Origin of the sequence: Bacillus sp. LLTC93, from assembly GCF_002993125.1 — a bacterium.
Classification (GTDB): Bacteria; Bacillota; Bacilli; order Bacillales; family Bacillaceae; genus Bacillus; species Bacillus zhangzhouensis.
Genome location: NZ_PVME01000003.1, coordinates 454,890 through 467,534, shown reverse-complemented (window position 1 = coordinate 467,534; position 12,645 = coordinate 454,890). Strand labels below are relative to the sequence as shown.

Sequence of the window (12,645 nt, the reverse complement as noted above, 5' to 3'; positions counted from 1 at the left end):
TTATAAAAAAAGGGCTGGAAGGCTGTTGTAGAAGAAGGGGAATCTGGATATGAATACTGGTTCCTTGTTTATGAAGAAATGTAATGGCATCTACTATGATTCACACGGCTCCTCTAAAGGGGCTTTTTTTTGCGGTTTCTTTTCGGTGTCGAATGATTCTTGAAATGATAATATATGTCATTATAGGGAAAATAGAGGAAGGGGTAAGGATTGATGGAGAAAGTACTTTCTTCTCACGTCGGCTTGAAAATCAATGAATGGTATTATCATATTCAAAGATTTAACGTGCCGGATGCCGAGGCATATAAAGAAGAAATCAAATCGATGCTCGATCATATGGAAGAGAACCAGGATTTATTATTGTATTTCTCACTCATGGAATTTAGACATCAATTAATGCTAGATTACTTGACTCCTTTAGAAAATGGAAAAGAGCGAGCCAACTTTAGGCAACTAGCAATGAAGATAAAAAAGGATCAAGAGAAATTAACAGGATTACTCGAGTATTACTTCAATTTTTTCTACGGCATGTACGAATTTGAAAACTATGAATACCTAAATGCCATTACCTTCTATAAGCGGGCAGAAAAAAAGCTATCTCTTGTCAGTGATGATATTGAACGTGCTGAGTTCAATTACAAGATGGCTGAAATCTATTACCACATGAAACAAACCCACATGTCCATGCATCATATCGCCCAGGCGATAGAGTGCTATAGAGAAAAAGATACATACACAGTAAGAGAAATCCAATGTTCTTTTGTCATTGGATTAAACTATATCGATATGGGCTGCCCCGAAAAAGCAATCCCCCATTTTGAACACGCACTAGAAAAAGCCGCCGACAACTCAACAAAACGATTAAAAGGATCAGCGCTTTATAATTTAGGGTTGAGTTATTTTCATAACAATGAACTATTAATGGCAATTAAATACTTTAACGAATCTATTCATTCATTTAAAGAACAAGGATATGAGCATCTAAACAAAATTCTTGATCCGCTCGTCATGTTGACAAAATCATACTTTAAAAGTGAACAGAATGATTTAGGTTTGTATGCATTAAATTATGGGATTGAACTAGCTGAAAAATTAAAGGATGATATTTTTATCAATACATTCATTATGTTGAGATCACTATATATCGATAACGATGTTAGCCGTATAGAAGAATCAATGGCTTATTTGGAATCAAAGTCTTTTTTTGCAAATCTTGAAGATTTAGCGAAAGATGCAGTGAAGCATTATAATAAAGCAGGAGATATAGAACGCTCAAACGAATTTTATGAGAAGATTCTATATTTCCAACACCAAATTAAAAGGGGAGACTGTCTTTATGAAATTTAAGTCAGTAGCAACCGTATTAATAATTGTCAGTGTGTTATGTGCTTTTAGTTATGTTTCATCAAACGATATCCATAATGAAGCCCAAAGAGGACATACATCAAGTATCGGTTATTTTGCTTAAACTAAAAAAGCCCTTTGAAGGGCTTTTTATCTAGTATTAGTAAAGGTTGAATACTAAAGGTATTAAACAGAAGAGTTAGCTATACTCTATTTTTTACATATTTAGTAATCACATGAATCAGTCTACAAAAAACATACTGAGGATAAGCAAAAGACAATGGTAAAATCAATAATAAGTGAGCGGCCAATGGTCGTTCTTTTTTGTTTTTAAAAAACGAACATCTTATAAATGAGATTCCTAAATATGTATTTTTTATAATGAATTCATTTATTTTTAATAACCTACTGCATTATATTTTAAAGGATGTTACCGTTGGATGTAAGGAATGATTGGCCAATCTTCCAATAAAGTGTTGGAGGAAAATCATGAATTACAAAATTGAAATGTTAAAGAATATGAAAATGGTGTATATGAGAAATATAGGACCATACGGCAGCATAAAGAATTTAGATATGATGAAAAGTTTTAAAAAATGGATAGCTCAACATCATTTAAATGATGAATTAGAGGAATATGGGATATATGGTGTTCCTCAAGATCATCCCGAAAGAACTTTACCTGAAAGATGCAGATATGACCTCATGTTAATGACAAATAGAGATTTTTCAAAAGATCAAATGGTTCAGACTGGTCATTTTGAAGGGGGGAAATATGCCGTTTTTACGGTGGCACATACGACTGAAAAAGTGAATTTGTTTTGGAGTCATTTACCTCATGTTCTTCAAAACAATCATTTGGACATGCGTCAGGCTCCTATTATAGAGCGATATAGAGAAGAAGAAGGGGAAGATAAGGTGTGTGAGTTCTTACTTCCGATCGTCTAGGTAGTTTGTAGATGCTACAAGATAATAAGGATAATGTAGGAAGCAAAGGGCTCATTCCTTAGAAAGATGAACGAAACCCATTGAGAATGAAAGATACACAACATTTTATGTTCTGAAGGAGTCACAGTTCTATGTGACTCCTCTTCTTAATTAGATGTCATTGATCAAGCGAAGCAGAAATAAAAAATCTGCCTCAACAATTTGGTGAGGCAGATTTTTTATGAATCTTTTACATTATTCGTAAACGTAGCAAGTACCGCTTATAACAGTGACACATTCATAAGTATTAGAGTAAGACTTACCATTCGAATCTCTAGAGAAAACGGTGACGGTTGCTACTCCTTTGCTATTGTAGCCATTCCATTTATATTGATAGCCATCATACTTGTCCCTAATAGGTATTAAATTCGAAGCTGCATCAGCAGGAATTGCAGAGAACATTAAAGCACCAGTGAATACAGCAGCGCCCACTATTTTTTTCATTTTCCCCTTAATCATAAAAACATCTCCCTTTTCATTATATTCTTCTATTAAACAATGTTTAATAGATACTTAAGAGAATAGCAAAAAGGACAGGAGAATAATGTCAAATATTGTCTAAAACATAATAAGTTCAAAAAATATACATATTTAGGAATTATTTTCATTTTTTTGTTCTGTTGTGCTTGAATGTTTTTACTTAAAAATGAATAAAGATAGACTAGACACGAAAGCGAACATTGATATAGGAATCACTCATTTTATGAGGAGGAACGATAAATGAAAAAGCTCTGCCGGGAAGTCTGGATCGAAGTCAATCTTGATGCGATTAAAAGAAATATTGAGGCGATTCAAGCGCATATTCCAAGGAAAAGTAAGATCATGGCTGTAGTGAAAGCAAATGCTTATGGACATGGTTCAGTGGAGGTGGCCAGACAGGCACTGGAAAGCGGCGCGACAGAGCTGGCGGTTGCCAGCTTGGAAGAAGGAATTGTATTACGAAGAGCGAAAATAGAAGCGCCTATTCTAGTCCTTGGATTCACTCCGCTCGACTGTGTGAAAAAAGCTGCGACATGGAGCATTGATTTATCAGGTTTACGTGCAGACTGGATCACGCGAGCAAATGAGATCTTAGAGGAAGAAGAAAGTCAGCATCGGCTTGGCATTCATGTCAATGTCGACACAGGCATGGGGCGACTAGGTGTACGGACGAAGGAAGAGCTTTTGGAAGTCGTTGAGGCACTTGAAGAAAGTGAGTACCTCAGATGGGATGGAATCTTTACGCATTTCTCAACTGCGGATGAACCAGACCCTGATTTCACATTACTTCAGCACAGTATTTTTATTGATTTTCTTCGTTTTCTAAAAAAACAAGGAATTACGCTGCCTACCGTACATATGAACAATACAGCGGCTTCTATTGCATTTCCTGAATTTAGTGCTGATATGATTCGGCTGGGCATCGGGCTTTATGGACTGTATCCCTCGCAATATATTGAAAGCTTAGACGCTGTACAACTAGAGCCGGCTCTGAGTTTAAAGGCGAGAATTGCTTTCGTGAAGGAAATGGTGACGAAGCCGAGGACAGTCAGTTACGGAGCTACCTATGTGGCAAAGCCTGATGAAGTCATTGCGACCATACCGATTGGTTATGCGGATGGGTACTCGCGTGCTTTATCGAATCGAGGATTTATGCTTTTCAGAGGAAAACGAGTGCCAATTGCGGGCCGAGTCACGATGGATATGACCATGATCAGCTTAGGAGAAATGAAAGCAAAGCAAGGCGAGGAAGTCGTCATTTACGGCCGTCAAAAAGGCGGGGACATTTCTGTCGATGAAATCGCTGAAATGCTCAATACGATTAACTATGAAGTCATCGCTACATTAAGCCGCCGCGTTCCAAGATTTTATCGTCGAGGTGGGAAGATTATTAAAATATCAACGCCGGTGATGTATGTGTGAATTCAATTTTATCTTATAAATCGTTTTGAAAAATGAGAAGGGAAAACCATGATGGAGTTGTTTCTAAAAGCGGATAGCATATTAAAATACGATTAGCCCCCTTTGCATAGCGAGGGGGCTAATGAGTTTAAGTTCTATTTCACGGTTTGTCTATGATCACTGCTTAAACTCGATACTCTTTATCTAAAATAAGGATTGGTTTAATCGTTGAGCCATTTTTAGAATCTTCAAAGGCTTGTTCAATATCTTCTAATTCATAGAATTTTGCCAGTTTCTCAACTGGAAATTGTCCATTTTTAAAGAATTTCACTAATTTAGGAATGAATAATTGTGGAACGGCATCCCCTTCTATCACACCTTTTAATGTGAGCGCGTTGAGCATTAAATCATTCGTCACGTTAAATGTTAAATCGCGTTTACCTACTGCTACTGTTGCACAAGTCCCTTTGACACGCAGGCAATGAAGTGCAGCTAGAGTGACTTCTGGTACACCAGTGGTTTCAAATGAGTAATGTGCACCTTTACCTTCCGTTATTTCCTTAATTTTTTCAGCTGGATTCTCATGTTTACTGTTGATGACATGTGTTGCACCTAATTCTTTTGCTAGCTCAAGGCGGCTATCATGGATATCAACGGCAATAATTGGATCGCAGCCTGCGATTTTTGCAGCCATTAATCCGCTTAAACCAACAGCACCTGTACCGAACACAACAAAGCTTGTACCTGGTGCTGGAGCAAGCGAATTTAAGACAGTACCGCTCCCAGTCATTAAACCGCAGCCGAATGGACCTAAGTAACGTAAATCGGTTTCTTTGTCTACTTTTATCACGTTTTTCTCATCAACAGTTGCATATGTCCCGAATGATGATTGGCCAAAAAATTGAGATACATCTTGCTGATCGTGTGTATGAATAGGCGTTTCATTGCGCTTATTACGACCAGAGAAGTTTAATTGAATCATGTTTTCGCATCCACCGGCGTTCCCATCTAGACAATTATGACAGTGACCGCAATAAGCGAATCCCAATACAACGTGGTCTCCTTCTTGAACGGTTGTTACATTAGAACCTACTTTTACTACAATTCCAGAGCCTTCATGTCCTAATAAAGCTGGACGTGGTACAGGAAGAGTGCCATCTAATACCGTGGCATCAGTATGACAGACGCCAGATGCAACTATTTTGACAAGTACTTCATCTGCTTTTGGGTCATCTAGTAATAAAGTTTGTTTCTCGAAATCTTTTTCATTTGTTGTGACCATTGCTTGAAATTCCATATCATGTGCCTCACTTTTCGTATATTATGGTATTCTATTAAAGATAGATAAAATGTCACATAAATTTCATTTGTATGTGACTTAAGTTGATTGTAAGATGAAAGGTTGTTCATATCAATCAGCAAAAAAACATTTTTGTATGGGTTTTCAACACAATAGAATTTTTGTATCTCTATTCAACATTTTTTTAAAAGTGTCTAAAAGGAGGGTGCAAATGATTAATAAAGAGGATCGCCGTGTTGAGCGAACAAAAGAAACACTGCGTCAAGCATTCAAAATGCTTGTGAAAGAAAAAGGCTATTCTCACGTAAAAGTGAAGGATATTGTTGAAAAAGCAAACTACAATCGAACGACGTTTTATGTTCATTACGATAGTAAGGACGAACTTGCAGCAGAATTAATTCACCGGGAAATGGAAGATTTTGAATACGAGTTTTGTAAGCCAACTCGTGAAAATCCACTTTTGGATTTAACTCGCATGAAACCAGAAGGCACTAATGTATTTCAATATATCGTCGAAAATCGTGACTATTATGATTTATTGGTGATGAAAGACCGTGTACCTCAAATTCAAGAAATTTTACTGAAGAAGTTGCAATACATTTTCCAGAGTAGAATGTCGTTTGTCAGTGATCAATACGAAGAAATCAACGACAGTTATTTTATTCAATATCGCTCATATGGCATCTTTGGATTGATTCTTGAATGGATCAGAAATCAGTACAATGCGTCTCCTTCTGAAATGGCACGTCGCATTATTAATTTATTATATATTCAATCCTCACTCATGATTCAGCTGAAGGACGAGGAAATGATTATTAAAACTTAATCCTCACGGAAGAACCAAAAGGCCAAGATGGAACAAAGCCAGGAGAAGAAACGACAAAAGATATACTTTCGATTACCATGATAAATGGATTGCAAAAGGATTATCTGCTCTCAGTGAAAGAGATCAACGATTTTGTAAACGGGTATAAAGAAAGAAGCTTTGGAATCGGAATGAACTTTTATGAGATCAATGATGAACACAATAAAGGACCTTTCACAAGTAAGAAAGATTATGTGGTGTACCAAAATATCTTAATATTTGATATCAAGCAATATTAATAAAATGGAAAGTTGCTGATAATAAATCAGCAGCTTTTTTTATTTTTACATAATTGTTAAAATTAGGATTAAAATCATAAAAAAATAAGATATTTTTTTAAAAATCTGCTAAACATCCTATAACCACGTCCGATAATAGAATTGTCAGGGTTGATAAGCCCTAGAATAAAGGACTTTTTTCAGACAAGGACGTCTGTCAGGTCCCAATTACATGGAGGTAATAGGAAATGAGAATTAACCACAATATCGCAGCACTTAACACATTAAACCGTCTTTCTTCTAACAACAGTGCGAGCCAAAAGAACATGGAGAAACTTTCTTCAGGTCTACGCATCAACCGTGCAGGAGATGACGCAGCAGGTCTAGCAATCTCTGAAAAAATGAGAGGGCAAATCCGTGGTTTAGAAATGGCTTCTAAAAACTCACAAGACGGTATCTCTCTTATCCAAACAGCTGAAGGTGCATTGACTGAAACTCATTCAATCCTTCAACGTGTGCGTGAATTAACTGTTCAAGCGGGTAACACAGGTACTCAAGATGCAGCGACAGATCTTAAAGCAATTCAAGATGAAATTGATAACCTTCTTGATGAGGTAGATGGAATTTCTGAACGTACAGCTTTTAATGGTAAAAATCTTCTTGACGGTACTCAAACAGGTGGATTTACGTTCCAAATTGGTGCTAACACAAAGCAACAATTAACAGTTACTATTGGTGATATGAGTACTAAGGCTGCAGGATTAGATATGTTGAAAGCTGACTACGTTGTAACAACGGCTACGACTGCTAATACTGATGCACTATTAGATAAAGTTGATGCTGCTATTAATAAAGTATCAGCTGAGCGTGGTAAACTTGGTGCAGTTCAAAACCGTCTAGAGCACACAATCAACAACCTTGGTGCTTCTTCTGAAAACTTAACAGCTGCTGAGTCTCGTATCCGTGACGTTGACATGGCAAAAGAAATGAGTGAGTTCACGAAGAACAACATTCTTTCTCAAGCGTCTCAAGCAATGCTTGCACAAGCGAACCAACAGCCACAAAACGTACTTCAATTACTACGTTAATGAAAGGCCCCTTTATGGGGCTTTTTTTTATGTTGTTTTTTTCTTCGAGGTTCCTCCAGTCTTATGATTCTTAAATCCCTCTGATAAATCATGAAAAATGACCTTTAATTTTGGCATACTCTAGCGAAACGATCATAATGAATGAGACTTTATCCTTATTTATTCCTTTTTTGTTAAACATATTCCATTAAGGTTCGATAAATGGATTGTAAGGCTTACAAAAAAATTCTAATTTAGAACTTTTGGACAAGGATGTCTAATTGGTTCAAACACATGGAGGTCATTTAACATGAGAATTAACCACAATATCGCAGCACTTAACACACTGAACCGTTTGTCTGCAAACAATGGAGCAGGGCAAAAAAACATGGAGAAGCTTTCTTCTGGTCTTCGCATTAACCGTGCGGGAGATGACGCAGCAGGTCTAGCAATCTCTGAAAAAATGCGTGGACAAATCCGCGGCTTAGAAATGGCATCTAAAAACGCACAAGACGGTATCTCTCTTATTCAAACAGCTGAAGGTGCATTAACAGAAACACATGCCATTCTTCAACGTATGCGTGAATTGACAGTTCAAGCGGGTAACATTGGTACTCAACAAACAGAAGATTTAACAGCTATTCAAGAAGAACTCACTGCTTTGGTTGACGAAATTGATGGGATTTCTCAACGTACAGCATTTAACGGAAAGAATCTGTTGGATGGTAGCGTTGAGGATGGATTCCAATTTCAAATTGGAGCGAACATTGAGCAAAATATCAACGTACAGATCGGCAAAATGGACGCTGAAACATTGACTGTCAAAGATATTAAAGTGAATGAAGATGGCTTTAGCTTTGACACCGAAGTAGCAAAAATCGATGCAGCGATCGGCGCAGTTTCTAAACAGCGTTCAGCACTTGGTGCGGTCCAAAACCGTCTAGAGCACACAATCAACAACCTTGGCGCTTCTGCTGAAAACTTAACAGCTGCTGAGTCTCGTATTCGTGACGTTGACATGGCGAAAGAAATGAGTGAGTTCACAAAGAACAACATTCTTTCTCAAGCGTCTCAAGCGATGCTAGCACAAGCAAACCAACAGCCACAAAACGTACTTCAATTATTACGTTAATGAAAAAGCCCCAATGAGGGGCTTTTTTTCTGTCAATTTGTATGAATCAGGTTGTGTAAATGAAATTCAGGAACAGCTTCATGGAAAAAAGTTCGATTTAATTCATTGTTCTCTTTGTCCCATTGTCGCCACCACTCGGCAGTTTCTCCAGAGGAATCAGACTGAATCATGTCATGTAGCTGCTCTAGGTTCAGGATTTCTCTCGGTTCTGTTAAGAAAGAATGCATACGGTGATATGCCTCAAGACGTTCAGCCTGTTTTGTTTGAACGGCATATTGTACGTATCGATTTAAATATCCCTGTACAAATGTTAAATGGGGAATTGGCTTTCCTCCCTTTAACTCGACTCCTTCCCACGCCATATCAGCAATCGCACAAAGCCACCAGCCAAGTTCATTGGCGTGCTGCATTTGTTGTAGGGTATTCCTTTCAAAAGACAACCGCCCATTTTCTTGTGCTTGTTTGAGCATACGCTCAAGTGTTTGCGCCTCGAGAGCTGCTTTTGTCATTCCTTGCCCATGAATTGGATCTAATGTACATAAAGCATCGCCCATTACCAATAATCCACTTGGCCAATCCTGCATTTGTTCATAGTGATGTCTCACGCAAGAAGGGACTCTAAATCCTTTTGGTTTTGTATAGGGCGTTAAATGGGTGATGGCTTCTGCTATCGCTGGATGGGTAAGCGCAGCGGTTTCTGAATCAAATAGATCAGCATCCGTTGTTGGATAATGTGAGCCGCCCGCTGCTGAGAGAAGAACAGCTACTAAATCATGATCTACCCGTTCAAACAGTCCTGTCGGGATTTGTTTGTTTGGTTGTCCAACTACGACCATTGATTGCAGGTTTGGCGCCTCAGGTGGTATCTGGTAGTATCTTGTGCTGTAGCCAAGAGAGACGCTTAGCTCATCTGTCTGTGGCAAGGACAGTCCTGCGTCTTTCAGCCATTTTGGTAGTTTAGACATTCTTCCAGACGTATCGATCACTAAATCTGCTTTCATTTGATGAATAATTCCTGGCTTTACATGCCGATCTTTCACGATGAGCCCTATGACTCGATTTGTTCCTTCCTCAAACTGAAGCGAGATCGCTTCATGTTTTTCTAGAAAATGAACACGTTCCTCACTTAACATTCTTTGCATCAGCACCCACTCTAGCATGGCTCGTCTTGTGACAGCTGTTTCTTCTGTATCGGTGAGCGCTAATTCACCATCTTTTGTGATGAATCGAGATGTTCGATGCAATGTATTAAACCCGCCCATTGCCAGTAACTCTTTTGTATAATCAGGAAATAGACGTTCGAATATTTGCTTGCCAAGTGGCAGCATTCTATGTGGATGAAAGGCTTGAGGAGTGCCGAGACGGTTCTCAGGAGAGTCTGGCAGTTCATCCTTTTCAATAATAAACACCTGATGATAAAACGTTGATAATACCTTTGCAGCGAGCATTCCGGTGATACCGCCGCCAATGACGATCGCCTGCTCATATTTCATGGGTTGTGTCACAACATGCGCCTCCAATAAATAAGTAAAATGGTTACATGACCATTTCATCATATGTTGATACTTTGATTATAGCAAATTTGCGTTTTTTTGAATATAGAAAGGAAATGACACACTTCTTACCCGTAAATATGAGAAAAATCATCAATCAAAATCATTATTTTTAAAAATAACTATTAATTTAAGATCGATGACCGATAAATACAGTAAGGGGGTAGGAGAAGTGGATATACTACAGAGTGTTGTGACAGCTGCACCATATATGATGCAGATCTTAAAGAATGAAGTGACGATGGGTGTTATTGATCGAGAGAAATTCTTGCTTTATTTGCCATCAAAAGATGTTGATTTTCAAATACGAGCAGGTGATCTGATTAAACCAGATGATATGAATATGAAAAAAGCGCTTAGAGGTGAAACGTCGAGTACGTTTTTGCCAGAATCCGTCTATGGGATACCGTTAAATGCGATGGGTTTGCCGATATTCGATGAGAATCAACAAGTAGTTGGGGCAATTGCTTTAGGGTTTCCGATCAAAAATCAATTGGAGCTTGAGGCATATATGGAGTCGTTACATGACATTATCCAAAGTATTCAAGAGAAGGTACATGTCGTGGCGGCGCATTCAGAGGAGCTCTCTGCTACAAGTGAGGAAATGACCTTACAAACGCAGCAAACACTTGAAAGCTCGAAAAAAACATCAGAAATTACAAAAATGATTAAAGGCATCTCGAAACAAACGAGTTTGCTAGGATTGAATGCGTCAATTGAAGCAGCCCGAGCAGGAAAAGAGGGTGCAGGTTTTAGTGTTGTGGCAAGCGAAGTCCAAAAACTATCAAGCGAAACCTCACGTGCAACTGAAAATATTGAAAGCTCATTGCAAGGGATTTCTTCCAATATACATACATTACTTGAGAGTATGGATCATATGAAAGGATCATCGGCAGAGCAGGCTTTGCTTGTGACAGAGTTTAGCGAGGTCATTGATCGATTGACTGTGGTCAGCAGGGAAATGAAAGATTTTATGCAAAAAATTATGTCAACGTAACAAAAAAACGAATCCAAATAGGGTTCGTTTTTTTGTTACTCACATTTTATTTTTTAGGTGATGGATCAAAGCGATAATCGTATGTTTCGCCTTTTACAACATTTAAAAACTCGTGTCCAATTTGAACAAGCTGTGCATTTTTCCACTTGATGAGAGGGTCTTTATCAGGGTATTTCCAGTAAATCGTTTTCTTTCGATGGGTTAGTTTGTTTTCAATTTCAGCTCTGACTGCGTTTTCCTTTAGTTTTCCTCCACTATGACGATAGGTGTTGATGATATATGTTCCGTCAGGTGATGACATAGAGCGGATGAATGTTCCGTGAGAAACGCCTTGAAGAGAGAAGCATTTCCAATAAATGATACCAGCGAAGCTAATCAATAAGATGACAAGGATGATGGTGGTTTTCTTTTTTAACATGAATTCCTCCAGATATAGATCACAATATTTCTAATTTATGAGAGAGAATACAAAAAGATTCTTATAGTCCAAAAGTTCTATTTGTTTCAATTATCGGTCATTTTTTCTCAAGATTCAACAGAAAGCCGTAAAGATAAGGAAAATTTAAGGATGTCTTCATATGGATAGACGTTTCGAAAACACTTTACAAAAGAATTTGAGATCAGTAGACTTATGCTCATATAGAGAAATGGGGCAGATGGAATGATGCAAATCATCGATACGTATCAAAATTATGAAGAGCTTTCCGCTCATGAAAGAGAAGGGATTGACTATCAAATTCTTCACAAGCGGGAAGGGGATCAGCTTCTCGTTTTGTCGCCTCATGCCGGAGGAATTGAATCAGGCGTGAGTGAGCTGATCCATGAATTAGCAGGCGATTATTCTATGTATTTATTTGAGGGCCTTAAAGTGAAAGGCAATCATGTTCTTCATATTACAAGCACACGTTTTGATGAGCCGATTTGTCTTTCTCAAGTGCATACACATCATTATACGTTTGCGCTCCACGGCTACGGAGAAACAGACGTGCTACAAACATTAGTGGGGGGTACAGACAGAGAAAGAGCTACAGAAACGGTGAAACGTCTAACTTTGAATGGTTTTCCTGCATTGCTGCTATCTGAATCAGATCGTTTTTCTGGAACACATCCTGATAATATTAATAATCAATGTCTGACAGGGAAAAGCGTTCAAATTGAAATCAGTCAAGCTCAAAGAAGAGCATTCTTTCAAGACTTTAGGCGGCGCTATCGGCGTGATACACAAAATGAACAATTTTATAGATACACAAATGCACTGAAACAAGTATTAAGCCTTTATGAATAAACCTCTGTTGTCATAC

Annotated in this window: 12 protein-coding genes and 1 pseudogene; 9 read left to right on the top strand and 4 right to left on the bottom strand. The window is 38.1% G+C overall.

Annotated features, from left to right (window positions below):
• The first annotated feature begins 213 nt into the window (after window positions 1–213).
• Both C6W18_RS11850 and C6W18_RS11845 read left to right on the top strand, forming a co-directional pair.
• On the top strand, window positions 214–1,347 hold the full coding sequence (locus C6W18_RS11850) for a Rap family tetratricopeptide repeat protein (protein ID WP_105927673.1): 1,134 nt from the start codon (window positions 214–216) through the stop codon (window positions 1,345–1,347).
• Window positions 1,348–1,833: 486 nt separating this feature from the next.
• Window positions 1,834–2,292 carry an AraC family transcriptional regulator gene (locus tag C6W18_RS11845; protein ID WP_105927672.1) on the top strand — a complete coding sequence of 153 codons (459 nt, stop codon included), beginning with the start codon at window positions 1,834–1,836 and terminating at the stop codon, window positions 2,290–2,292.
• A gap of 234 nt (window positions 2,293–2,526) precedes the next feature.
• On the opposite strand, the gene C6W18_RS11840 is transcribed toward C6W18_RS11845, so the two are convergent.
• Window positions 2,527–2,790, bottom strand: coding sequence for a LacI family transcriptional regulator (locus tag C6W18_RS11840; RefSeq protein WP_189318083.1), 264 nt, complete (start codon window positions 2,788–2,790; stop codon window positions 2,527–2,529).
• Between the two features lie 261 nt (window positions 2,791–3,051).
• On the opposite strand from C6W18_RS11840, the gene alr reads away from it, so the two are divergent.
• Entirely contained in the window at window positions 3,052–4,233 is a 1,182-nt protein-coding gene (alr, locus tag C6W18_RS11835) for an alanine racemase (protein ID WP_105927671.1), read from the top strand.
• Window positions 4,234–4,396: 163 nt separating this feature from the next.
• Here alr and C6W18_RS11830 read toward each other — a convergent pair whose 3' ends face one another.
• Window positions 4,397–5,509: an NAD(P)-dependent alcohol dehydrogenase gene (locus C6W18_RS11830; protein WP_105927670.1), complete on the bottom strand. Its 1,113-nt coding sequence runs from the start codon at window positions 5,507–5,509 to the stop codon at window positions 4,397–4,399.
• A 214-nt stretch (window positions 5,510–5,723) separates the two neighbouring features.
• On the opposite strand from C6W18_RS11830, the gene C6W18_RS11825 reads away from it, so the two are divergent.
• The 4 genes and pseudogenes from C6W18_RS11825 to hag (C6W18_RS11810) all read left to right on the top strand — a co-directional run bounded on the left by C6W18_RS11825 (window position 5,724) and on the right by hag (C6W18_RS11810) (window position 8,794).
• Window positions 5,724–6,338 (top strand): TetR/AcrR family transcriptional regulator, encoded by a 615-nt coding sequence (locus C6W18_RS11825; RefSeq protein ID WP_105927669.1) that lies wholly within the window; start codon window positions 5,724–5,726, stop codon window positions 6,336–6,338.
• 5 nt (window positions 6,339–6,343) lie between these two features.
• Window positions 6,344–6,616 (top strand): annotated as a pseudogene (locus tag C6W18_RS20665) (Kelch repeat-containing protein); the annotation flags it as partial.
• Window positions 6,617–6,843: 227 nt separating this feature from the next.
• Entirely contained in the window at window positions 6,844–7,683 is an 840-nt protein-coding gene (gene hag, locus C6W18_RS11815) for a flagellin Hag (RefSeq protein ID WP_105927668.1), read from the top strand.
• A gap of 289 nt (window positions 7,684–7,972) precedes the next feature.
• Window positions 7,973–8,794: a flagellin Hag gene (hag, locus tag C6W18_RS11810; protein WP_105927667.1), complete on the top strand. Its 822-nt coding sequence runs from the start codon at window positions 7,973–7,975 to the stop codon at window positions 8,792–8,794.
• A 32-nt stretch (window positions 8,795–8,826) separates the two neighbouring features.
• Here hag (C6W18_RS11810) and C6W18_RS11805 read toward each other — a convergent pair whose 3' ends face one another.
• Entirely contained in the window at window positions 8,827–10,299 is a 1,473-nt protein-coding gene (locus C6W18_RS11805; protein ID WP_105927666.1) for an FAD-dependent oxidoreductase, read from the bottom strand.
• Window positions 10,300–10,519: 220 nt separating this feature from the next.
• On the opposite strand from C6W18_RS11805, the gene C6W18_RS11800 reads away from it, so the two are divergent.
• Window positions 10,520–11,344 carry a methyl-accepting chemotaxis protein gene (locus tag C6W18_RS11800; protein WP_105927665.1) on the top strand — a complete coding sequence of 275 codons (825 nt, stop codon included), beginning with the start codon at window positions 10,520–10,522 and terminating at the stop codon, window positions 11,342–11,344.
• 46 nt (window positions 11,345–11,390) lie between these two features.
• Here the strand turns inward: C6W18_RS11800 and C6W18_RS11795 are convergent, their stop codons facing one another.
• Complete coding sequence (locus tag C6W18_RS11795; RefSeq protein ID WP_105927664.1) at window positions 11,391–11,762, bottom strand: DUF5412 domain-containing protein; 372 nt, start codon at window positions 11,760–11,762, stop codon at window positions 11,391–11,393.
• Between the two features lie 243 nt (window positions 11,763–12,005).
• Here C6W18_RS11795 and C6W18_RS11790 point away from each other — a divergent pair, with 243 nt between their 5' ends.
• Window positions 12,006–12,629, top strand: coding sequence for a poly-gamma-glutamate hydrolase family protein (locus C6W18_RS11790; protein WP_105927663.1), 624 nt, complete (start codon window positions 12,006–12,008; stop codon window positions 12,627–12,629).
• Window positions 12,630–12,645: the final 16 nt, after the last annotated feature.